Source organism: Streptomyces sp. MAR4 CNX-425 (assembly GCF_048656465.1).
Lineage (GTDB): Bacteria > Actinomycetota > Actinomycetes > Streptomycetales > Streptomycetaceae > Streptomyces.
On record NZ_JBMDLF010000015.1, the window covers coordinates 23,436 to 46,271 of the forward strand.

The 22,836-nt window shown below is 71.1% G+C and carries 15 protein-coding genes and 1 pseudogene; 9 read left to right on the forward strand and 7 right to left on the reverse strand.

The window, feature by feature from the left end; translation table 11 throughout:
• Nucleotides 1-16: 16 nt before the first annotated feature.
• The 5 genes from ACHZ99_RS30940 to ACHZ99_RS30960 form a co-directional block, all read right to left on the reverse strand.
• On the reverse strand, nucleotides 17-688 hold the full coding sequence (locus tag ACHZ99_RS30940) for a FadR/GntR family transcriptional regulator (RefSeq protein WP_420308142.1): 672 nt from the start codon (nucleotides 686-688) through the stop codon (nucleotides 17-19).
• A 172-nt stretch (nucleotides 689-860) separates the two neighbouring features.
• Nucleotides 861-2,483, reverse strand: a complete 1,623-nt coding sequence (locus tag ACHZ99_RS30945; protein ID WP_420308143.1) for an FAD-dependent oxidoreductase — start codon at nucleotides 2,481-2,483, stop codon at nucleotides 861-863.
• A 5-nt stretch (nucleotides 2,484-2,488) separates the two neighbouring features.
• Nucleotides 2,489-4,015, reverse strand: a complete 1,527-nt coding sequence (gene glpK / locus ACHZ99_RS30950) for a glycerol kinase GlpK (protein WP_420308144.1) — start codon at nucleotides 4,013-4,015, stop codon at nucleotides 2,489-2,491.
• Nucleotides 4,016-4,103: 88 nt separating this feature from the next.
• The gene (locus tag ACHZ99_RS30955) at nucleotides 4,104-4,898 is read right to left on the reverse strand and encodes an MIP/aquaporin family protein (RefSeq protein ID WP_420308145.1); all 795 of its coding nucleotides are present in this window, start codon (nucleotides 4,896-4,898) and stop codon (nucleotides 4,104-4,106) included.
• Between the two features lie 188 nt (nucleotides 4,899-5,086).
• Nucleotides 5,087-5,851: an IclR family transcriptional regulator gene (locus tag ACHZ99_RS30960; RefSeq protein WP_420308146.1), complete on the reverse strand. Its 765-nt coding sequence runs from the start codon at nucleotides 5,849-5,851 to the stop codon at nucleotides 5,087-5,089.
• Between the two features lie 270 nt (nucleotides 5,852-6,121).
• Between ACHZ99_RS30960 and metH the strand changes: the two are divergent.
• The 4 genes and pseudogenes from metH to ACHZ99_RS30980 all read left to right on the forward strand — a co-directional run.
• A pseudogene (gene metH / locus ACHZ99_RS30965) lies at nucleotides 6,122-9,670 on the forward strand (methionine synthase); the annotation flags it as partial.
• Between the two features lie 98 nt (nucleotides 9,671-9,768).
• Nucleotides 9,769-10,506 (forward strand): HAD family hydrolase, encoded by a 738-nt coding sequence (locus ACHZ99_RS30970; RefSeq protein ID WP_420308147.1) that lies wholly within the window; start codon nucleotides 9,769-9,771, stop codon nucleotides 10,504-10,506.
• Nucleotides 10,507-10,846: 340 nt separating this feature from the next.
• The gene (locus ACHZ99_RS30975) at nucleotides 10,847-12,448 is read left to right on the forward strand and encodes an ABC transporter substrate-binding protein (protein ID WP_420308148.1); all 1,602 of its coding nucleotides are present in this window, start codon (nucleotides 10,847-10,849) and stop codon (nucleotides 12,446-12,448) included.
• Nucleotides 12,449-12,505: 57 nt separating this feature from the next.
• On the forward strand, nucleotides 12,506-14,107 hold the full coding sequence (locus tag ACHZ99_RS30980; protein ID WP_420308149.1) for an ABC transporter substrate-binding protein: 1,602 nt from the start codon (nucleotides 12,506-12,508) through the stop codon (nucleotides 14,105-14,107).
• A 76-nt stretch (nucleotides 14,108-14,183) separates the two neighbouring features.
• Here the strand turns inward: ACHZ99_RS30980 and ACHZ99_RS30985 are convergent, their stop codons facing one another.
• On the reverse strand, nucleotides 14,184-14,855 hold the full coding sequence (locus tag ACHZ99_RS30985) for a response regulator (protein WP_420308150.1): 672 nt from the start codon (nucleotides 14,853-14,855) through the stop codon (nucleotides 14,184-14,186).
• 32 nt (nucleotides 14,856-14,887) lie between these two features.
• Nucleotides 14,888-15,913, reverse strand: a complete 1,026-nt coding sequence (locus tag ACHZ99_RS30990) for a RecB family exonuclease (protein ID WP_420308151.1) — start codon at nucleotides 15,911-15,913, stop codon at nucleotides 14,888-14,890.
• 102 nt (nucleotides 15,914-16,015) lie between these two features.
• On the opposite strand from ACHZ99_RS30990, the gene ACHZ99_RS30995 reads away from it, so the two are divergent.
• The 5 genes from ACHZ99_RS30995 to dop all read left to right on the forward strand — a co-directional run bounded on the left by ACHZ99_RS30995 (nucleotide 16,016) and on the right by dop (nucleotide 22,710).
• The gene (locus tag ACHZ99_RS30995) at nucleotides 16,016-17,185 is read left to right on the forward strand and encodes a site-2 protease family protein (protein ID WP_420308152.1); all 1,170 of its coding nucleotides are present in this window, start codon (nucleotides 16,016-16,018) and stop codon (nucleotides 17,183-17,185) included.
• A gap of 27 nt (nucleotides 17,186-17,212) precedes the next feature.
• On the forward strand, nucleotides 17,213-18,118 hold the full coding sequence (locus tag ACHZ99_RS31000) for a tRNA (adenine-N1)-methyltransferase (RefSeq protein WP_420308153.1): 906 nt from the start codon (nucleotides 17,213-17,215) through the stop codon (nucleotides 18,116-18,118).
• 201 nt (nucleotides 18,119-18,319) lie between these two features.
• Nucleotides 18,320-18,895: a hypothetical protein gene (locus ACHZ99_RS31005; RefSeq protein ID WP_420308154.1), complete on the forward strand. Its 576-nt coding sequence runs from the start codon at nucleotides 18,320-18,322 to the stop codon at nucleotides 18,893-18,895.
• A gap of 292 nt (nucleotides 18,896-19,187) precedes the next feature.
• Entirely contained in the window at nucleotides 19,188-20,954 is a 1,767-nt protein-coding gene (arc, locus tag ACHZ99_RS31010) for a proteasome ATPase (protein ID WP_420308155.1), read from the forward strand.
• A gap of 244 nt (nucleotides 20,955-21,198) precedes the next feature.
• Nucleotides 21,199-22,710, forward strand: a complete 1,512-nt coding sequence (gene dop, locus ACHZ99_RS31015; RefSeq protein WP_420308156.1) for a depupylase/deamidase Dop — start codon at nucleotides 21,199-21,201, stop codon at nucleotides 22,708-22,710.
• The last annotated feature ends 126 nt before the right edge of the window (nucleotides 22,711-22,836 follow it).

Below are 22,836 nucleotides of genomic sequence, written 5' to 3' on the forward strand. Positions count from 1 at the left end.
GCCCGGCGCCCGGGCGTCACAGCGTGCGGCGCAGCCACTGCTCCACGCTCGCGATGTGCACCGTCGCCCACGACCGCGCCGCCTCCCCGTCCCGGCTGCGCATGGCGTCGAGGATCGCCCGGTGCTCGGTGAGCGTGCGCCGGACCGCGTCCTCCTGCGTCAGGCCGCGCCAGATGCGGGCGCGGGCGGTCGGCCCGGACAGCCCCTCCAGCAACGAGCTGAGCACGGAGTTCCCGGACGCCTGCACGATCCGGCGGTGGAACTCCAGGTCGGCGCGGACCAGTTCCTCCACGGACGGGTCCTCGCCCAGCGCGGCCAGCTCCGCGTCCAGCGCGTCCAGCTCGGTCTCGGAGATGCCGGCGCAGGCCAGCGCGGTGGCGGCGGGCTCCAGGATGCGGCGTACGGCCAGCAGCTCCAGCACGGTGTCGTCGCGGTGGAAGTCGACGACGAAGCTCATCGCCTCCAGCAGCAGCTGGGAGTCCAGGCTCGTGACGTACGTGCCGTCGCCCTGCCGCACGTCGAGAATGCGTATCAGCGCGAGCGCGCGCACCGCCTCGCGCAGCGAGTTGCGCGACAGGCCGAGCTCGGCCGCCAGCTCGCTCTCCTTGGGCAGCCGGTCGCCCGGCCGCAGCTTCCCGGAGACGATCATGCCTTTGATCTTCTCGATCGCCTCGTCCGTGACCGCCATCGCGCCGCCCTCCCTGCACAGACATCCGATGTCTGTGCGGTTCCATTATGACCCGCGGGAGGGCCGCGAGGACCAGAGGATGGCACGGAAACCCGGCGGGCCGGAACGGGGGAGGGGAGAGGCACCCCCACGGGCCTCTCCCCTCCGGACCGCGGCCCCGCCGCGCGGGCGCTCAGCCCGGCTCGCGCCCGAGCAACTCCCGCACCCGGGCCCGTACCGCGTCGGTGTCCAGACCGCGGATCGTCACCGTCGTGCGGCGGCGCAGCACATCGTCCTCCGTCTCCGCCCACTCGTGGTCGCGGGCGTACACCACCTGCGCCCAGATCTCGGGCCCGTCCGGGTGAATGCGCTCGCCCAGGTCCGGGTTCTCGTTGACCAGGCGGGCGATGTCGAAGGACAGCGAGCCGTAGTGCGTGGCCAGCTGGCGGGCGGTGTCGGGGGCCATGCGGTGGCCCGGGCCGCGGTCGACCAGGAGCCGGCGGGCGACCGCCTCGGGGTTCGCCACCCCGGGCAGCGGAGTGTGCCGCACCAGGGACTTCACCGGCTGCATGTCCTCGGCGATCGCGCCGCCGTGCTCCTTGGCGAGCTTGCCCATGACCATCCGGCCGATGTGCCGGTACGTCGTCCACTTGCCGCCCGCCACCGACAGCATCCCGCCGGCGCCCTCGGTGACGACCGTCTCCCGCCTGGCCTGCTCCGTGCCGCCGGGGCCGCCCGGCAGCACCCGCAGCCCGGCGAAGGCGTACGTCACGAGGTCCCGCGACAGGTCCTCGTCCTGCACCGACAGCGACGCCTCGTCGAGGATCTGCGCGATGTCGGCATCGGTCGGGCGCACGTCGGCCGGCTCGCCCTCGTACGCCTCGTCCGTGGTGCCCAGCAGCAGCTGGTCCTCCCACGGCAGCGCGAAGGTGACGCGGTACTTGTCCACCCACGTCGACATCGCGGCGTGCCACGGCGAGCGCCGCTTGAGCACGACGTGCGCGCCCTTGGACAGCCGGATGGAGGGCGCGGCGCCCCGCTCCTCCATGCGCCGCAGGTGGTCCACCCACGGCCCGGTGGCGTTGAGCACCAGCCGGGCGTCCACGCCGAACTCGGCGCCGCTCAGCCGGTCCCGCAGCTCCGCGCCCGTCACCTGGCCGTGGGTGAACCGCAGCCCGGTGACCTCGGCGTGGTTGAGGACGACGGCGCCGGCGCCGACCGCGGCCCGTACCGTCATCACCGCCATCCGCGAGTCGTTCATCTGGTGGTCGCCGAAGACCGCGACCGCCTTCAGCCCCTCCGTGCGCAGCGCGGGGATGTCCCGGGCCGCGCGGCCGGGCGTGATGAGGTGCCCGACGCCGTCGCGGAAGGCGGACAGCGCCGAGTACGCGAAGACGCCGGCACCGAGCTTGGCGGCGCCGTGCGGGCCGCCCTTGTACAGCGGCAGGTAGAAGGGGAGCGGGTTGACCAGGTGCGGCGCCACGTCGCGGGCGAGCACCCGGCGCTCGTGGTGGTTCTCGGCGACCAGCTTCACCGCGCCGTTCTGCAGGTAGCGGATGCCGCCGTGGACGAGCTTGGAGGACGCGGACGAGGTGGCGCCGGCGAAGTCGCCGGCGTCCACCATCGCCACCCGCAGTCCCGACTGCGCGGCGTGCCAGGCCACCGAGGTGCCCAGGATCCCGCCGCCGATGACCAGGAGGTCGTACGTCGCCCGGTCGAGCAGATCCCGCGTCTCCGCGCGGCCCGGGGTGCGGCCGGCAGTCGGGTGCGTCCCGAGCGCGGGTATCGCCGCCGGGACGGTCTGCGGGAGGGTCATCGTCGCTACTCCTTGTCCTCGATCCAGCCCATGGTGCGCTGGACGGCTTTGAGCCAGTCGTTGTATTCGCGTTCGCGGGTGGCTTCGTCCATGCGGGGGGTCCATTCGGCGGCGCGGCGCCAGTTGGCGCGCAGGGCGTCGGTGTCGGGCCAGAAGCCGACGGCCAGGCCGGCGGCGTAGGCGGCGCCCAGGCAGGTGGTCTCGGCGACCAGGGGCCGGACCACGGGGGCGTCCAGGACGTCGGCGAGGGTCTGCATCAGCAGGTTGTTGGCGGTCATGCCGCCGTCGACCTTCAGCGAGGTCAGCTCGACGCCGGAGTCCTTGGTCATGGCGTCGACGATCTCGCGGGTCTGCCAGGCGGTGGCCTCCAGCACCGCGCGTGCCAGGTGGGCCTTGGTGACGTAGCGGGTCAGGCCGGCGATGACGCCGCGGGCGTCGTCGCGCCAGTAGGGGGCGAACAGGCCGGAGAAGGCGGGCACGAAGTAGGCGCCGCCGTTGTCCTCGACGCTCAGGGCGAGGGTCTCGATCTCGGCGGCGGTGGAGATGATGCCCATCTGGTCGCGCATCCACTGCACCAGGGCGCCGGTGATGGCGATGGAGCCTTCCAGGGCGTAGACGGCGGGCTGGTCGCCGATGCGGTAGCCGACGGTGGTCAGCAGCCCGTTCTCGGAGTGGACCGGCTCGTCGGCGGTGTTCATCAGCAGGAAGGTGCCGGTGCCGTAGGTGGACTTGGCCTCGCCGGTGGCGTAGCAGGTCTGGCCGAACAGCGCGGCCTGCTGGTCGCCCAGCGCCGAGGCCACCGGGATGCCGGTCAGGGTGCCGGAGGCGGCGCGGCCGTAGACCTCGGCGGAGGAGCGGATCTCGGGCAGGACGGCGGCGGGGACGCCCATGGCGTCGAGGATTCCGGTGTCCCAGTCGAGGGTTTGAAGGTTCATGAGCATGGTGCGGGAGGCGTTGGTGACGTCGGTGACGTGGACGCCGCGTCCGGGGCCGCCGGTGAGGTTCCAGATGACCCAGGAGTCCATGGTGCCGAAGAGGATGTCGCCGGCTTCGGCGCGGGCGCGCAGGCCGGGGGTGTGGTCGAGGAGCCAGCGGATTTTGGGGCCGGCGAAGTAGGAGGCCAGGGGCAGGCCGGTGGCGGCGCGGAAGCGGTCCTGGCCTTCGGTGCCGCCGAGTTGGCGGCAGAGTTCGGCGGTGCGGGTGTCCTGCCAGACGATGGCGTTGGCGACGGGTTCGCCGGTGTGCTTGTCCCACAGCAGGGTGGTCTCGCGCTGGTTGGTGATGCCGATGGCTTTGACGTCCGCCGAGGTGATGCCGGCTTTGGCGACGGCGCCGTCGACGACCTGCTGGACGTTGCGCCAGATCTCGGCGGCGTTGTGCTCGACCCAGCCGGGCTTGGGGAAGATTTGCTCGTGTTCCTTCTGGTCCACCGACACGATCCGGCCATCGGTGTCGAACACGATGCACCGGCTCGAAGTCGTCCCCTGATCGATAGCCGCAATGAACGGACCTGCGGTGTGTGCGTCGGTCATGTCGCTCCGATACGTCGTTGTTTCCGCTTGTGTCGGGGTGGTGCGCGGTGCCGCCCCGCCGCCCTGCGCGCCGGCGGGACGGGCCGGCTCAGGCGAAGGCGACCTCGTAGAGACCGCCGGCGAGGGCGCCGCCGATGAGCGGGCCGACGACGGGTACCCACGCATAGCTCCAGTCGGAACCACCCTTGTTGGGCAGCGGCAGCAGGGCGTGGACGATGCGCGGTCCGAGGTCGCGCGCGGGGTTGATGGCGTACCCGGTGGGGCCGCCGAGGGAGAGGCCGATGCTGGCCACGACCAGGGCGACGATCAGCACACCGAGGGGGCCGAGGCCGTTGCCCTCGTCGTTGAGACCCTGCGTCAGGATGGCGATGACCAGGACGAAGGTGGCGATGATCTCGGTCATCAGGTTCTGCACGGGGTTACGGATCTCCGGGCCGGTGGAGAAGATGCCGAGCACCGGTCCCGCGCCCTTCTCCGTGGCCTCGATTGCCTTGTCCCCACGCCGCAGATGACCGACCACGTCCTCGTCGGTGAGGTGGTGCTGGAACTGGCCGTAGTACGCGAGCCACACGAACGTGGCGCCGATGATGGCGCCGAGCATCTCGGAGGCGATGTAGAGCGGCACGTCGCCCCAGTCGGTGTCGCCCTTGATCGCCAGACCGAGGGTCACCGCCGGGTTGAGGTGGGCGCCGGAGACGCCGGCGACCGCGTACGCCCCGGTCATGACCGCGAAACCCCAGCCGAGGGAGATGGCGACCCAGCCCGCCTCGAAAGCCTTGGACTTCTTGAAGGTGATGGCAGCGACCACGCCGCCGCCGAGGAGGATCAGCAAGGCCGTTCCCACGACCTCGCCGGTGAAGATATCCCAGTTGGACGGGTTCATCCCGCGACTCCTTTGTCCTGGGTGGTCCGTACGAGGATCCGGTCCGCCAGACACACCATACGTCAAATATGTCGTTTGGTGTTCGACAATGCCGACCGGTGCACGGCAGTGTTCCGCCACGTCACAGGCGCGTCAAGGCCCGGTGACGGGAAAACGAAGGAATCGGCGAGGCTGGGCGCCCGCCGCGCTCAGAAGCGCCCGGCGCCCAGGTCCCGGGCCACCGCCCGGGCGCAGTCGCGCACCGCGGCCACCAGCTCGGGCCGCAGCTCGCCACCGGGGCAGACGCGTTCCACCGCTCCGGTGACGCCCACCGCGCCCACGGGCATGCCGCGGCGGTCGCGCACGGGGGCGGCGACGGAGGCGATGCCGTCCCAGGTCTCCTCGACGTCCGAGCCCCAGCCGCGGGCCCGGGTCAGCTCCAGGATCTGTTCCAGCTCCGCCGTCTCGGTGACGGTCGCGGGCGTGAGCGCCTTGCGGTCACCCTCCGCGACCTCCGCGTGCGCCACCGGGTCCACCGCGCACAGCACCTTGCCCAGCGCCGTGCTGTGCAGTGGCTGCATGGCGCCGATCTCCAGCACCTGCCGGCTGTCGTCGGGCCGGAAGACGTGGTGGACGATCAGCACCCCCTGGTGGTGCAGCACGCCGAGGTGCACGCTCTCGCCGCTGGCCCGGGCCAGGTCGTCGGTCCAGGGCAGCGCGCGGGCGCGCAGCTCGTGCACGTCCAGGTAGCTGTTGCCCAGGCGCAGCAGCTCCGCGCCCAGCTGGTAGCGCCCGGAGACCGGGTCCTGCTCGACGAAGCCCTCCTGCTGCAGCGTGCGCAGGATGCCGTGCGCCGTGCCCTTGGCCAGGCCCAGCGTCGAGGCGACGTCCGACAGGCCCAGCCGCCGTTCGCCCCCGGCCAGCAGGCGCAGCACCGCAGCCGCTCGCTCAAGCGACTGGATGTTCCGTGCCACGGAAGGTCCTCCTCCACGAGACCCCTAGGTTCGACGATCAGGTTCGACAATGCTGAACACTATCGGTCATTGTCACGCCGCAGGGGGGAGGTCGGGGAAGACCCCGGAAGCGCCGAACCTGCCCGGGCCCACCGGACAACCCCGCAAACCCGCCGTCCGGGTCGTGGGACAGCCCGCGCCGTACCGGCTCCGGCCGATACCCTGGGCCCGTGCACCGGTCCCCGCGGGCCGCGCATAGCCGACAGCCGTCGCACACGAGGGAGTATCCCCATGGCCTCGCAGCCGTCCCAGCCCGCAGCCAGCCAGCAGACCCGCGCCGACGCGCTCCGGGAGGCCCTCGCCACCCGCGTCGTGGTCGCCGACGGCGCGATGGGCACCATGCTCCAGGCCCAGGAACCCACGCTGGCGGACTTCCAGCAACTTGAGGGCTGCAACGAGATCCTCAACGTCACCCGACCCGACATCGTGCGCTCGGTGCACGACGAGTACTTCGCGGCCGGTGTGGACTGCGTGGAGACCAACACCTTCGGCGCCAACCACGCCGCCCTCGGCGAGTACGACATCGCGGACCGGATCTTCGAGCTCTCCGAGGCCGGCGTGCGCATCGCCCGCGAGTCCGCCGACGCGTACGCCGCCGGCGACGGCCGGCAGCGCTGGGTCCTCGGCTCCATGGGCCCCGGCACCAAGCTGCCGACGCTGGGCCACATCGGGTACGGCACGCTGCGTGACGCGTACCAGCAGAACGCCGAGGGCATGATCGCCGGCGGCGCCGACGCGCTCCTCGTCGAGACCACCCAGGACCTGCTGCAGACCAAGTCCGCCGTCCTCGGTGCCCACCGCGCGCTCGCCGCCACCGGCGCGAACCTGCCGCTCATCTGTTCGGTGACCGTCGAGACCACCGGCGCCATGCTCCTCGGCAGCGAGATCGGCGCCGCCCTCACCGCGCTGGAGCCGCTCGGCATCGACATGATCGGGCTGAACTGCGCCACCGGCCCCGCCGAGATGAGCGAGCACCTGCGCTACCTCGCCCGGCACTCCCGGGTGCCGCTGTCCTGCATGCCCAACGCCGGCCTCCCGGTCCTCGGCAAGGACGGCGCCCACTACCCGCTCACCGCCGGCGAGCTCGCGGACGCCCAGGAGACGTTCGTACGCGAGTACGGCCTGTCCCTGGTCGGCGGCTGCTGCGGCACCACGCCCGAGCACCTGCGGCAGCTGGCCGAGCGGGTACGGGAGCTGGAGCCGGCCGAGCGCACCCCGCGGCCCGAGCCGGGCGCCGCCTCGCTGTACCAGACGGTGCCGTTCCGCCAGGACACCTCGTACCTGGCGATCGGCGAGCGCACCAACGCCAACGGCTCGAAGAAGTTCCGCACGGCCATGCTCGAAGGCCGCTGGGACGACTGCGTGGAGATGGCCCGCGACCAGATCCGCGAGGGCGCCCACATGCTCGACCTGTGCGTCGACTACGTCGGCCGCGACGGCGCCGCCGACATGGCCGAGCTGGCCGGCCGCTTCGCGACCGCCTCCACGCTGCCGATCGTGCTGGACTCCACCGAGGTCGACGTGCTCCGCGCCGGGCTGGAGAAGCTCGGCGGCCGGGCCGTCATCAACTCCGTCAACTACGAGGACGGCGACGGCCCGGAGTCGCGCTTCGCCCGCGTCGCGACCCTCGCCCGGGAGCACGGCGCGGCGCTGATGGCGCTGACCATCGACGAGGAGGGCCAGGCCCGTACCGCCGAGCACAAGGTCGCCATCGCCGAGCGGCTGATCGACGACCTCACCGGCAACTGGGGCATCCACGAGTCCGACATCCTCATCGACTGCCTCACGTTCACCATCTGCACCGGCCAGGAGGAGTCCCGCGGCGACGGCCTCGCCACCATCGAGGCCATCCGCGAACTCAAGCGCCGCCACCCCGACGTGCAGACGACGCTCGGCCTGTCGAACATCTCCTTCGGCCTCAACCCGGCCGCCCGGGTCGTGCTCAACTCCGTCTTCCTCGACGAGTGCGTCAAGGCCGGGCTCGACTCCGCGATCGTGCACGCCAGCAAGATCCTGCCGATCGCCCGGCTGGAGGACGAGCAGGTCCAGGTCTGCCTGGACCTCATCCACGACCGGCGCCGCCCCGCGCAGGGCGACCAGCCCGCGTACGACCCGCTCCAGCGCCTGCTGGAGCTGTTCGAGGGCGTCGACACCAAGTCGATGAAGGCCGGCAAGGCCGAGGAGCTGGCCGCGCTGCCGCTGGCGGAGCGGCTGAAGCGGCGGATCATCGACGGCGAGAAGAACGGCCTGGAGGCCGACCTCGACGCCGCGCTCGCCGAGCGGCCGGCCCTGGACATCGTCAACGAGACGCTGCTCGACGGCATGAAGGTGGTCGGCGAGCTGTTCGGCTCCGGGCAGATGCAGCTCCCGTTCGTGCTCCAGTCCGCCGAGGTGATGAAGACCGCGGTGGCCTATCTGGAGCCGCACATGGAGAAGGTCGAGGACGGCGAGGGCGGCTCCGGCAAGGGCACGATCGTGCTGGCCACGGTGCGCGGCGACGTGCACGACATCGGCAAGAACCTCGTCGACATCATCCTGTCCAACAACGGCTACAACGTGGTCAACCTCGGTATCAAGCAGCCGGTTTCGGCCATTCTGGAGGCGGCCGAGGAACACTCCGCGGACGTGATCGGGATGTCCGGGCTGCTGGTGAAGTCCACGGTGATCATGAAGGAGAACCTGGAGGAGCTGAACCAGCGCCGGCTGGCCTCCCGCTACCCGGTGATCCTCGGCGGCGCCGCCCTCACCCGCGCCTACGTCGAGCAGGACCTGCACGAGGTCTACGAGGGCGAGGTCCGCTACGCCCGCGACGCCTTCGAGGGGCTGCGCCTCATGGACGCCCTCATCGGCGTCAAGCGCGGCGTCCCCGGCGCCGAGCTGCCCGAGCTGCGCCCCCGCCGGGTACGGGCCGCCACCCCGGCGCCCGCCGCGGGCGCCGCGGACGACGGGGCCGCGCCCGCCCGCTCCGACGTGGCCACCGACAACCCCGTGCCCGAACCCCCGTTCTGGGGCACCCGGGTCGTCAAGGGCATCCAGCAGGCCGACTACGCCGCCTGGCTGGACGAGGGCGCCCTGTTCAAGGGCCAGTGGGGGCTGAAGGCGCCGCGCGGCGGCGACGGCCCGTCGTACGAGGACCTGGTCGCCACCGAGGGCCGGCCGCGGCTGCGCGGCCTGCTGGACCGGCTGCAGACCGGCAACCTCCTGGAGGCGGCCGTCGTCTACGGCTACTTCCCCTGCGTCTCCAAGGGCGACGACCTGATCGTCCTGGGCGAGGACGGCAGCGAGCGCACCCGCTTCACCTTCCCGCGGCAGCGGCGCGGGCGGCGGCTGTGCCTCGCGGACTTCTTCCGGCCGGAGGACTCCGGCGACACGGACGTCGTCGGGTTCCAGATCGTCACCGTCGGCTCGAAGATCGGCGAGGCCACGGCCGAGCTGTTCGCCGCCGACTCGTACCGCGAGTACCTGGAGCTGCACGGGCTCTCCGTGCAGCTCGCCGAGGCGCTGGCGGAGTACTGGCACGCGCGCGTACGCGCCGAGCTGGGCTACGCCGGCGAGGACCCGGCGGAGATCGAGGACATGTTCTCGCTGAAGTACCGCGGGGCCCGGTTCTCGCTCGGCTACGGCGCCTGCCCGGACCTGGAGGACCGGGCGAAGATCGCCGACCTGCTGGGGCCGGAGCGGATCGGCGTGAAGCTCTCCGAGGAGTTCCAGCTGCACCCCGAGCAGTCCACGGACGCGATCGTCATCCACCACCCGGAGGCGAAGTACTTCAACGCCCGCCGGGCGGTTTTCGGACAGTCCGCTTACACTGGTCTGTCCGGAACAGGCCGGTCGCCTCTGGCGGCCGGCCTTTGCGCCCCTTCGAGGGAGGTGAGCGGATGACCGGCAGCATCCCCGCTGAAGGCACCCGAACGGCCCAGGGCACCGCCCCGGTCCGCCGTACGCGCCCGGCCCGCGGGACGACGCCGCAGGCCGTGCTGCTCGACATGGACGGCACCCTGGTGGACACCGAGGGCTTCTGGTGGGCCGCCGAGGTCTCGGTCTTCGCCGAGTTCGGGCACGAGCTGACCGAGGAGCAGCGCCAGGTGGTCGTCGGCGGCCCGATGTCGCGCAGCGCCGCGTACCTCATCGCCTCGACCGGCGCCGACATCGCGCTGCCCGAGCTGACCACCCGGCTCAACACCCGGTTCGAGGAGCTGATCGACGGCGACGTGCCCCTCATGCCCGGCGCCCGCCGGCTGCTCACCGAACTCGCCGCGCACGACGTGCCCACGGCGCTCGTCTCCGCCTCCCACCGGCGCATCATCGACCGGGTGCTGCGCTCCCTGGGACCCGAGTCCTTCCGCCTCTCCGTGGCCGGCGACGAGATCCCGCGGACGAAGCCGCACCCCGACCCGTACCTGTACGCCGCCGCCGCCCTCGGCGCCGACCCGCGGCGCTGCGCGGTGGTGGAGGACACCCTCACCGGCGTGACGGCGGCGGAGGCGGCCGGCTGCGCGGTCGTGGCGGTACCGTCGGTGGCGCCGATCGAACCCGCGCCGGGACGGCATCTGGTGCGTTCCCTGACGGAAGTCGATCTCCCCTTTCTCCGCTCCGTAGTCGAGCGCCTCCAGTGAGAAAGCGCGCGGGAAACTCCGTGCAGCGGCCCATGTATTTTGCGTGACGAAAGCCGTTACCCCATTGCGGCTTCAAGGCGCAGATTCGACAGGGTGAGCTTTCTCACGTCACCAGCTCTCGACAACCGTCCTGAACTGTGCTGAAAGAGGCCCGAGCACCCCCTGCCCCGGTCGCCTGTGCCCGGTTTGATCAGGGTTCGCGGCCATTGTTCCCGCGTCCGGTTATCGGAAGGAGGCCGGGCGTAATCGTCGCGTGATTCCTTCTCAACTTCCCTGCTGCCGAGCGCGGCCGGGTGCTCCGGCTAATCTCTCCGGGGACGTCAGAGGGAGAAAGCCGACCATGATTCGTAAGTCGTTGGTGCTGCCCGCACTGCTGGGCATGCTCGCCCCGGTTCTCGCCTCCTGCGGCATGGTGGGGGACTCCGGCGGAGACGGCGACGCGATCACGGTGGGCACGACCGACCGGCTGGAGCTGACCGAGGAGAACCCCGCCCCGCTCGACCCGGCCACCGCGTACGACATCAACTCCTGGAACGTCCTGCACAACACCTTCCAGACGCTCATGCGGATGCCCCGCACGGGCTCGGAGCCCGAGCCCGACGCCGCCGAGCGGTGCGTCTTCGCCGACCGGCGCAGCGAGCAGTACCGCTGCACCCTCCGCGACGGCCTGACGTTCACCAACGGCCACGACCTGACGGCCGAGGACGTCAAGTTCTCGATCGAACGCATGCTGAAGATCAAGTACGACAACGGCCCGTACAGCCTCCTCACCAACGTCGACACGGTGGAGACCCCGGACGAGCGGACCGTGGTCTTCCACCTCAAGACGCCGGACGCGACGTTCCCCCTGAAGCTCGCCACCCCCGCCGCGGCCATCGTCGACAGCGAGGTCTACGCGAAGGACGAGCTGTACGACGGCTTCGAGATCGCCGGCTCCGGCCCGTACAGCCTGGAGGTGGAGCACGAGAACGACGTCGCCACCAAGGCCGTCTACACCGGCAACGAGGACTACAAGGGCGAGGTCGACCCGCAGAACGACGGCGTCGAGGTGCGCTACTTCGACGACGCCAAGAGCATGGAGGACAGCATCTCCGCCGGCGACATCGACGTGATGGGCCGCAGCCTGAAGCCGGAGCAGATCAACCGCCTCGACGAGGGCGACAGCGACGTCAACCTCTTCGAGACACCCGGCGCGGAGATCGCCTACCTCGTCTTCGACGTGCAGAACCCGACCGTCGAGGACGTGGCCGTCCGCCGGGCGATGGCCGAGCTGATCGACAGGACGAAGCTCGCCCGCGACGTCTACAAGCGCACCGTCGAACCCCTGTTCGCGATGATCCCGCGCGGCATCATCGGCCACAACACCGCTTTCCACGACGCCTACGGCGACCGTCCGGACGTCGACAGCGCCCGCGCACTACTGCGGGAGGCGGACGTCGAGACGCCCGTGCGGCTCACCCTGAACTACACCACCGACCACTACGGCGAGACGACGAAGGCCGAGTTCGAAGAGCTGCGCGACCAGCTCAACCAGTCCGGCCTCTTCGACGCCGACATCAAGGGCGAGACCTGGGAGACGTTCAAGAAGGGCTACGCGGACAACCGGTACGCCGTCTACGGCCTGCACTGGTACCCCGACTTCCCCGACCCCGACACGTTCACCGCGTCGTTCGTCGGAGCGGAGAACTTCACCCACAACAACTACGGAAGCTCCGTCATCGAGGATCTGATCCCGCGGACGCGCCAGGAGGCGCAGCGGGAACGTACGACGGACAGCTTCGAGCGGATCCAGGACGTCCTCGCAAGCGACGTCCCGTACCTCCCGCTCTGGCAGGGCAAGCAGTACATCGCGGCGCGCGACACCGTCACGGGGGCGGAGTGGGCGCTCAACTCGTCATCGACGCTGCAGCTGTGGGAGCTGGGGCGCGGGCTGAGCGAGTAGGTGCCACCGGCGGTGCCGCGCCGGCAGTAACCGACCCGAGTGAAGGAACCCACACACGTGAAGAAGGCTGTCCAGCGGTTCGCCCCACCCCTCGGCGCCGCCATGGCCACCGTACTGCTCGCCGCCGGCTGCGGCTCGGACTCCGGATCGGGGGCCGGCTCCGGTGACGCGGTCGTCATGGGGATGACCGACGAGGTGAGCTCCATCGACCCCGCCGCGGGCTACGACCCCGGCTCCTGGCTGGTGTTCAACAACGTCTTCCAGTCGCTGCTGAGCTTCCCCAAGGGCGCCACCGAGCCCGAGCCGGAGGCCGCGAAGGAGTGCGCCTTCGAGGACAACGACAGCCGCGTCTACACCTGCACGTTGCAGGACGGGCTGAAGTTCTCCAACGGCTCGGAACTCACCTCCGAGGACGTGAAGTTCTCCTTCGAACGCACCATCGGCATCAACCACCCCGACGGCCCCGCCGTCATGCTCGACTCGATCGGCGAGATCGAGACGCCCGACGAGCTGACCGTCACGTTCCGCCTGGACTACCCCGACGCGACCTTCCCCATGAAGATCGCCTCCGGCGCCGGCTCGATCGTCGACAGCGAGTCCTACCCGAAGGACAAGCTCCGCGAGGGCGGCGAGGCCGTCGGCTCCGGTCCGTACCGGCTCGACTCCTACCAGGAGGGCAAGGAGGCGGTCTTCTCCGTCTACTCCGGCTACAAGGGCACCGCGGAGCTGCAGAACTCCGGGATGACGCTGAAGCTGTACGGCGGCTCCGGCGGCGACGACCAGCTGAAGGCGGACCTGGAGAACGGCGACATCGACCTGGCCTACCGCGGCCTGGCGATGAAGGACATCGCCGAGCTCCAGGACCAGACCGGCGCCGGCCAGCAGATCAAGCTCGTCGAGGGCACCAGCGCCGAGGTGCAGCACCTGGTCTTCAACATGGAGGACCCGGTCGCCGGCGACCCGGCGGTCCGCAAGGCGTTCGCCTACCTCATCGACCGCAACGCGCTGGTCCGCGAGGTCTACCGGGGCACCGCGGAGGAGCTGTACTCGATCGTCCCGGCCGGCATCACCGGCCACAACACCGCCTTCTACGACACCTACGGCGACCGGCCCGACCCGGCCAGGGCCGAGCAGGTGCTGCGCCAGGCGGGCATCGACGACAAGGTACGGGTGACGCTCTACGCCACCCCCGAGCGCTTCGGGCCGGGCACCGTGCCGTCCTTCGAGCTGATCGCCGAGCAGCTCAACGCCAGCGGCCTGTTCGAGGCGGACGTCAAGTCCGTGCCGCTGGACGAGTTCGACAAGGGCGTGAAGAACGGCGCCTACGGCGTCTACGTCAAGGGCTGGGTGCCCGACTACCCGGACCCGGACAACTTCACCGCGCCGTTCTTCGGCAAGGACAACGTGCTGGCCAACAACTACGAGCCGGGCCGGATCACCAGCGAGCTGATCCCGCAGGCCGCGGCCCAGTCGGAGCGCACGGCCACGGTGGACGCGTACGGCGAGCTCCAGGACATCGTCGCCGACGAGCTGCCGGTGATACCGCTGTGGCAGGGCAAGCAGTACGCGGCCGCCCAGGAGAACATCCTCGGCCTGGAGTGGACGCTGGACGCCTCGACCGTCTTCAGGTTCTGGGAGATTTCGAAGGGCGCGGAGTGACCGCGCCCCCCGCCTGACCCGCCGCCCCGGCGGGCGGAGCCCTCCGCGCCGCAGTGCCGCAGGGCTCCCAGGTCCCTCAGGACCCTCCGGGGCGCACCAGGCCGCTCTCGTACGCGTACACCGCGGCCTGCACCCGGTCGCGCAGGCTCAGCTTCGTCAGCACGTGACCCACGTGGGTCTTCACCGTCGTCTCGCTGACGAACAGGTCCGCGGCGATCTCGGCGTTCGACAGCCCCCGCGCCACCAGCTTCAGCACCTCGACCTCGCGCTCCGTGAGCGTCTCCAGGGTGTCCGGGACGTCCTGCTCACCCGTCGGCAGCTTGGTCGCGAACTTGTCGAGCAGCCGCTTGGTGATGCTCGGGGCGAGCATCGCGTCCCCCGCCGCCACCACGCGGATCGCCTGCACCAACTCGCCGGCCGGCGCGTCCTTCAGCAGGAAGCCGCTGGCCCCGGCGCGCAGCGCCTCCACGACGTACTCGTCGAGGTCGAAGGTCGTCAGCACCAGCACCTTCGCGGGCCCGTCCCGGCCGGCGCCGGTGATCTGCCGGGTGGCCTCCACCCCGTCCATGCGCGGCATCCGGATGTCCATCAGCACCACGTCCGGCTGGAGCGCCCGGACCTGGTCGAGCGCCTGCAGCCCGTCGCCGGCCTCGCCGACGACGGCGATGTCCTGCTCGGCCTCCAGGATCATGCGGAAGCCGGTGCGCAGCAGCGGCTGGTCGTCGACGAGCAGGACGCGGATGGCCACAGGGACTCCTCTACCTCGGCCGGACCGAACTGTCAGGCGGTGTCCATTCTGCCCTGCGCGCCGTCCCCGTCCCCGGCCGGGCGGGGCCCCGGCATGCCCAGGTCGGCCGTGCCCAGCGGATACGGGGGCGGGGTGCCGCCGAAGGCCGGGCAGGAGTCCTGGAAGTCGCACCAGCCGCAGAGCCGGCCGGGCCTGGGCCGCCAGTCGCCGCTCTCCGTCGCGCGCTGGATCGCCTGCCACAGGGCGTGCAGCTTGCGCTCCACGCCGCGCAGGTCGGCCTCGTCCGGGTCGTACGTCAGGACGTCACCGCTGCCGAGGTAGACCAGCTGCAGCCGGCGCGGGACGCGGCCGCGCAGCCGCCACAGCACCAGCGCGTAGAACTTGATCTGGAAGAGGGCGTCCGCGGCGTACTCCGGCGGGGGCGCCTTGCCGGTCTTGTAGTCCACGACCCGGACGTCGCCGGTCGGAGCCACGTCGACCCGGTCGATGACGCCGCGCAGCTTCAGCCCGGAGGCCAGCACCGTCTCCACGAACAGCTCCCGCTCCTCGGGCTCCAGGCGCGCCGGATCCTCCAGCGTGAACCACCGCTCGACGAGCTGCTCGGCCCCGGCCAGCCACTCCGCCAGCCGCGCCGCCGCCCCCTCCGCGCCGCCCCCGCCGCTCCCGGCCTCCTCCGCGCCCGCACCCGCCGCCGCGCCGTCACCCTCCGCGAACAGCTCCGCCAGCTCCGGCCGCGCCGCCAGCATCCGCTCCCACGCCGGCGCCACCAGGGCCCGCGCCCGCGGGGGCGTACGCTCGGCAGCAGGATCGTCGAAGAGCCGCTCCAGCACCGCGTGCACCAGCGTCCCGCGGGCCGCGGAGGCGCGCGGCTTCTCCGGCAGCCTGTCGATCACCCGGAAGCGGTACATCAACGGGCAGGTCATGAAGTCGGCCGCGCGGGACGGGGACAGCGCCCGCGGCGGCTCCGCGGCCCGGGGAACGTCCGGCCGGGCGTCGCCCCCGGCCTGCGGCGGGGCGGGGTCCCCGGGGTGGTTCCCGGAATCGCTGCGGGTACTCATGGTGTACGACCCTAGAGCCCGCCACCGACATCCGGCGGCATACCATGCAGGCCGGACCGGCGGGCAACACACGGGGCGCCGCGAGCGGGCAGGAGTGGGAGCGTGAGCGAGGACCGCAGGGGCGACCGGCCCCGCCGCCGCGGCGGCATCCTCATGGGCCGCCCCTTCGGCGTGCCCGTGTACGTCGCCCCGAGCTGGTTCCTCGTCGCCGCGCTCATCACCTGGGTCTTCGGCGGCCAGCTGGAGCGGATCCTGCCCGACCTGGGCGCCCTGCGGTACGTCATCGCGCTGTTCTTCGCCGTCGCGTTCTACGCCTCCGTCCTCGTCCACGAGCTGGCCCACACCCGCGTCGCGATCCACTACAAGCTGCCCGTACGCCGCATCCAGCTCCAGTTCTTCGGCGGCGTCTCGGAGATCGAGAAGGAGTCCGAGACCCCCGGCCGCGAGTTCTGGCTCGCGTTCGCCGGCCCGCTGCTCTCGCTCGTCCTCGCCGCCGGCTTCTTCGGCGCCCTCCAGCTCGTCGAGGAGGACACGGTGCCCGCCGTGCTGCTCGCCGCGCTGACGATCTCCAACCTCATCGTGGCCGTCTTCAACCTGCTGCCCGGCCTGCCGCTGGACGGCGGCCGGATGCTGCGCGCCCTGGTGTGGAAGGTCAGCGGCAAGCCCATGACCGGCACCGTCGTCGCCGCCTGGGTGGGCCGCGCGCTGGCCGTGGCCACGCTCATCGGGCTGCCGCTGTTCACCCACTCCCGCACCTCCGACAACGGCAGCGTCGACACCGTCACCGACGCCCTGCTGGCCGCCATCCTCGCCGCGATCATCTGGACCGGGGCCGGCAACAGCCTGCGCATGGCCAGGCTCCGCGAGCGGCTGCCCGACCTGCGCGCCCGCGCACTCACCCGCCGGGCCGCCCCCGTCACCGCCGACACCCCGCTGTCCGAGGCGCTGCGCCGCGCCGACGCCGCCGGCGCCCGCGCCCTCGTCGTCGTCGACGGCCGCGGCGACCCCACCGGCGTCGTACGCGGCGCGGCCATCGCGCAGACGCCCGCCCACCGCCGCCCCTGGGTGGCCGTCAGCGCGCTCTCGCAGGACCTCACGGACGAGATGAAGGTCTCCGCCGAGCTGACCGGCGAGCAGCTGCTGGAACACCTGCGCGAGAGCCCGCACAGCGAGTACCTCGTGCTGGAGGAGACCGGCCACATCTACGGCGTCCTCGCCACCGCCGACGTCGAGCGCGCCTTCGTCGCCGCGATGGCCCGGCCGCAGTCCTGACCACCGCAGGCCGGTAGGGTGAGCGGCATGTCCGAGCCGACCGGTGCCGCCCGCCGCCGCGGGCCCTTCCAGGTCGGGGACCAGGTACAGCTCACCGACCCCAAGGGCCGCCACTACACGTTCACGCTCGAAGCCGGGAAGTCCTTCCACACCCACAAGGGCTCCTTCCCGCACGACGAGCTGATCGACGCCCCCGAGGGAACCGTCGTACGCACCACGGGCAACGTCCCGTACCTCGCGCTGCGCCCCCTGCTCCCCGACTACGTCCTGTCCATGCCGCGCGGAGCGGCCGTCGTCTATCCCAAGGACGCCGGCCAGATCCTCGCCTTCGCCGACGTCTTCCCCGGCGCGCGCGTGGTCGAGGCGGGCGTCGGCTCGGGATCGCTGACCAGCTTCCTGCTGCGCGCCGTCGGCGACAGCGGCATGCTCCACTCCTACGAGCGCCGCGCGGACTTCGCCGACGTCGCCCGGCAGAACGTCGAGCGCTACTTCGGCGGCCCGCACCCCGCCTGGCAGCTGACCGTCGGCGACCTTCAGGACAACCTCTCCGACAGCGACGTCGACCGCGTCATCCTCGACATGCTCGCGCCCTGGGAGTGCCTCGACGCCGTCGCCAAGGCCCTGGTGCCCGGCGGCATCCTCTGCGCCTACGTCGCCACCACCACCCAGCTCGCCCGCACCGTGGAGTCCATCCGCGAGCACGGCAACTTCAACGAGCCGCAGGCGTGGGAGACCATGCTGCGCAACTGGCACGTCGAGGGCCTGGCCGTACGCCCCGACCACCGCATGATCGGCCACACCGGCTTCCTGCTCACCGCCCGCCGGCTCGCCGACGGCGTCGAGCCGCCGCTGCGCCGCCGGCGGCCCGCGAAGGGCGCGTACGGGGAGGACTACACCGGCCCCGGTGGCCAGCGGGCCGACGCGAGGGGCTGAGGAGGCCGCCGGGACCCCGGCCCGGGTGCCCGGACACGGCCGCCCGGGGCGGCCCGCCCGGGCGGCCGGGCCACGCGGGCGCCACAGAACCCGGCACAGAACACCGCACAGAAGCGGCACGGGACGTTCCGCGGGCGGGCGGGGTGTGACACCATGCTGCCCTCTCCCACGGCCCTCCCAGCCCTCCCAGGAGCCCCACCCGTGCAGCCTCTGCCCGGCGCCGACCTCCCGCACACCCACCCCCGCGCGGTCCACTGGGTCGCCACCGCCGCCGCCATGGCCGGCGTCATCGCCCTCGCGGCCCTCATCCAGCCCCCGAGCGTCGCCGCCGGCAACGACGGCAAGGGCGCCCACGCCGGCCGCCCCGCCCCCGGCCCCGACCCGGACTCCGCCACCTACCCCCTCGACTGCGCCGGCACCGAGCCCGAGGTCTACAAGCACGGCTCGGCCGACTTCGACGCCGACGGCCGCGCCGAGACCGTCGCCGTGGTCCGCTGCCGGTCCGCCGCCGGCACCCCGCCCAGCGGCATGTACGTCCTGTCATCCACCAAGCCCGGGGTGTCACCCCACGTGACCGCCACCCTGGTCGACCCCGCCGAAGGGATGAGCGTCGGGGAATTCGCTGTCCGCGAAAACGAGATCTCGGCCACCCTCCTCGGCTACTCCTCGCCCGACGTCCCCCGCAGCAAGCCGGACAAGCAGCGCAAGGTGACCTGGAAGTGGGACGACGGCCGCTTCGGCCTCACCGCCGAACCGGTCCCCGGCACCCAGGTCTGAGCCCCCCGCCGGCACCCCGCGCGCACCGCCTTCCCGCCGGTCCCCGGAACACGCCGGGGACCGGTCGCCGTTCCGCTGCAATTCCAGGCACCCTTGGCGGGTGTTGAGCGTTGTAGACGAAACAAATGGCTGCTTTCCGATGTTGCTGATTGGGTATTTGCCTGGCGTGAGGACGGGCGCACGGGTGAAGATCGGATGCACCCCGACCGTCTTTGTGATCTAGGGGTTTCAAGTGGGACGCGGCCAGGTAGGGTCAGGAAGCGTCCAGCTCCCCTTGGAGGAGGTGAGGACCGTGGCAGCCCACGACGACGACACCAACCGCGGCATCCGGCCGGGTCGAGGGTCCGAAGACCCTGCCGGTCAGGTCGCCTACCTTGAGCAGGAGATCGCCGTCCTGCGACGAAAGCTCGCCGACTCGCCGCGTCACACGAGGATCCTCGAAGAACGCATCGTCGAGTTGCAGACCAACCTCGCGGGCGTGTCCGCGCAGAACGAGCGACTCGCCAACACTCTCCGTGAGGCCCGCGACCAGATCGTGGCCCTCAAGGAAGAGGTCGACCGGCTGGCCCAGCCGCCCGCCGGCTTCGGCGTCTTCCTGGAGGCCAACGAGGACGGCACCGCGGACATCTTCACCGGCGGCCGCAAGCTGCGGGTGAACGTCAGCCCCAGCGTGGAGCTGGACGAGCTCCGCCGCGGCCAGGAGCTGATGCTCAACGAGGCGCTCAACGTGGTCGAGGCCATGGAGTTCGAGCGCTCCGGCGACATCGTCACCCTCAAGGAGATCCTGGAGGACGGCGAGCGCGCCCTCGTCATGGGCCACACCGACGAGGAAAAGGTGGTACGGCTCGCCGAGCCGCTGCTGCACACCACCATCCGCGCCGGCGACGCCCTGCTCCTGGAGCCCCGCTCCGGATACGTCTACGAGGTCATCCCCAAGAGCGAGGTCGAGGAGCTCGTCCTCGAAGAGGTCCCCGACATCGACTACACCAAGATCGGCGGCCTGGGCAACCAGATCGAGCTGATCAGGGACGCCGTCGAGCTGCCGTACCTCTACCCCGACCTCTTCAAGGAACACGAGCTGCGGCCCCCGAAGGGCGTCCTGCTCTACGGCCCCCCCGGCTGCGGCAAGACGCTCATCGCCAAGGCCGTCGCCAATTCCCTGGCCAAGAAGGTCGCCGAGCACACCGGCCGCCCCGCCGGGAAGAGCTACTTCCTGAACATCAAGGGCCCCGAGCTGCTCAACAAGTACGTCGGCGAAACCGAGCGGCACATCCGCCTGGTCTTCCAGCGGGCCCGCGAGAAGGCCAGCGAGGGCACCCCCGTCATCGTCTTCTTCGACGAGATGGACTCCCTCTTCCGCACCCGCGGCTCCGGCGTCAGCTCCGACGTCGAGAACACCATCGTCCCCCAGCTGCTCTCCGAGATCGACGGCGTGGAGGGCCTGGAGAACGTCATCGTCATCGGCGCCTCCAACCGCGAGGACATGATCGACCCCGCGATCCTCCGCCCCGGCCGGCTCGACGTGAAGATCAAGATCGAGCGCCCCGACGCCGAGGCCGCGAAGGACATCTTCTCGAAGTACCTCACCCGGACCCTGCCGCTGCACACCGAGGACATGTCGGAACACGGCGGCTCCCCCGAGGCCACGGTCGACGCGATGATCCAGTCCGTCGTCGAGCAGATGTACGCCGAGTCCGAGGAGAACAGGTTCCTGGAGGTCACCTACGCCAACGGCGACAAGGAAGTCCTCTACTTCAAGGACTTCAACTCCGGCGCGATGATCGAGAACATCGTGGACCGCGCCAAGAAGATGGCCATCAAGGCGTTCCTCGACCACAACCAGAAGGGCCTGCGCGTCTCCCACCTGCTCGCCGCCTGCGTCGACGAGTTCAAGGAGAACGAGGACCTGCCCAACACCACCAACCCCGACGACTGGGCCCGCATCTCCGGAAAGAAGGGCGAGCGGATCGTCTTCATCCGCACCCTCGTCACCGGAAAGCAGGGCGCGGACACGGGCCGCTCCATCGACACGGTGGCCAATACCGGCCAGTACCTGTAAATGCATCGATCCGGCTGCGGGGGGCACCACACGGCCGCCCGCAGCCGGACACGCATTTCCACGGGTACAAACGGACCGGAGCAAAGACTGTAATGATCTCCCCACCGCCGCTGAGGCGTTCTAGGCTCTTCCCCACCGGCGCGTCGCACAGCGCAACGCCACCACGGGGACCACGCGTGCCGCAGACGCAGCGGCACATGAGTGCCGTCCAGGGCCGGGGCCGGCACCGGGCAAGGAGGGCCGCATGACCGTACGGCGAGTAATGGGCATCGAGACGGAGTACGGAATCTCCGTCCCGGGCCACCCCAACGCCAATGCCATGCTCACCTCGTCCCAGGTCGTCAACGCGTACGCCGCGGCGATGCACCGGGCGCGGCGCGCCCGCTGGGACTTCGAGGAGGAGAACCCGCTGCGGGACGCCCGCGGCTTCGACCTCGCCCGCGAGGCCGCCGACGCCAGCCAGCTGACCGACGAGGACATCGGCCTCGCCAACGTCATCCTCACCAACGGCGCCCGGCTCTACGTGGACCACGCCCACCCCGAATACAGCGCCCCCGAGGTCACCAACCCCCGCGACGCCGTCCTCTGGGACAAAGCCGGCGAACGTGTCATGGCCGAGGCCGCGGAACGCGCCGGCCAGCTGCCCGGCGCCCAGCCCATCCACCTCTACAAGAACAACACCGACAACAAGGGCGCGTCCTACGGCTGCCACGAGAACTACCTGATGAAGCGGGAAACCCCCTTCTCGGACATCGTGCGCCACCTCACGCCCTTCTTCGTCTCCCGCCAGGTCTTCGCCGGCGCCGGCCGCGTCGGCATCGGCCAGGACGGCAACGAACACGGCTTCCAGCTCAGCCAGCGCGCCGACTACTTCGAGGTCGAGGTCGGCCTGGAGACCACCCTCAAACGCCCCATCATCAACACCCGCGACGAGCCCCACGCCGACGCCGAGAAATACCGCCGGCTGCACGTCATCATCGGCGACGCGAACCTGTCCGAGATCTCCACCTACCTCAAACTCGGCACCACCGCCCTGGTGCTGTCGATGATCGAGGACAACTTCATCGCCGTCGACCTCGCCGTCGAACAGCCGGTACGCACCCTCCACCAGGTCTCCCACGACCCCTCCCTGCGCCACCAGGTCGTCCTGCGCAGTGGGCGCACACTCACCGCCGTACAGCTCCAGATGGAGTACTGCGAGCTGGCCCGCAAATACGTCGAGGAGCGCTACGGCGCCGACGCCGACGACCAGACCAAGGACGTGCTCACCCGCTGGGAGGACACCCTCAACCGGCTGGAGGCCGACCCCATGAGCCTGGCCGGCGAGCTGGACTGGCTGGCCAAGCGGGAACTGCTGGAGGGCTACCGCCGCCGCGACGCCCTGGAGTGGGACGCCGCGCGCCTGGCGCTCGTCGACCTGCAGTACGCCGACGTACGTCCGGAGAAGGGCCTGTACAACCGCCTCGCGGCCCGCGGCCGCATCAAGCGGCTGCTGGACGAGGACGACGTCGTACGGGCCGTGAAGAACCCCCCGGAGGACACCAGGGCGTACTTCCGCGGCCGCTGCCTGGAGCAGTACGCGGACGACGTCGCCGCGGCCTCCTGGGACTCGGTGATCTTCGACCTCCCGGGTCGTGACTCTCTGCAACGGGTGCCGACGCTGGAACCCCTGCGGGGTACGCGCAACCACGTCAAGGAGCTGCTGGACCGCTGCCGCACGGCAGAGGAGCTGGTACGGGTCCTGTCCGGCGGCTGAGCCGCGGAGGGGCGGGGGCGGAGAGTCAGGGAGGCGGGACGGACCGGGCTAAAGGTGGCGCGGAGGGGAATCATCCGGGTGGCCTTCGAGCGTTGACAGAGCACCGGGCCGATGTCAGGCCCAGCT

Excerpts from the sequence above, each read along its gene's own strand:
- ACHZ99_RS30940 (WP_420308142.1), bottom strand. The coding sequence starts at position 688 with ATGGCGGTCACGGACGAGGCGATCGAGAAGATCAAAGGCATGATCGTC.
- ACHZ99_RS30945 (WP_420308143.1), bottom strand. The coding sequence starts at position 2,483 with ATGACCCTCCCGCAGACCGTCCCGGCGGCGATACCCGCGCTCGGGACG.
- glpK (WP_420308144.1), bottom strand. The coding sequence starts at position 4,015 with ATGACCGACGCACACACCGCAGGTCCGTTCATTGCGGCTATCGATCAG.
- ACHZ99_RS30955 (WP_420308145.1), bottom strand. The coding sequence starts at position 4,898 with ATGAACCCGTCCAACTGGGATATCTTCACCGGCGAGGTCGTGGGAACG.
- ACHZ99_RS30970 (WP_420308147.1), top strand. The coding sequence starts at position 9,769 with ATGACCGGCAGCATCCCCGCTGAAGGCACCCGAACGGCCCAGGGCACC.
- ACHZ99_RS30975 (WP_420308148.1), top strand. The coding sequence starts at position 10,847 with ATGATTCGTAAGTCGTTGGTGCTGCCCGCACTGCTGGGCATGCTCGCC.
- ACHZ99_RS30990 (WP_420308151.1), bottom strand. The coding sequence starts at position 15,913 with ATGAGTACCCGCAGCGATTCCGGGAACCACCCCGGGGACCCCGCCCCG.
- ACHZ99_RS31000 (WP_420308153.1), top strand. The coding sequence starts at position 17,213 with ATGTCCGAGCCGACCGGTGCCGCCCGCCGCCGCGGGCCCTTCCAGGTC.
- dop (WP_420308156.1), top strand. The coding sequence starts at position 21,199 with ATGACCGTACGGCGAGTAATGGGCATCGAGACGGAGTACGGAATCTCC.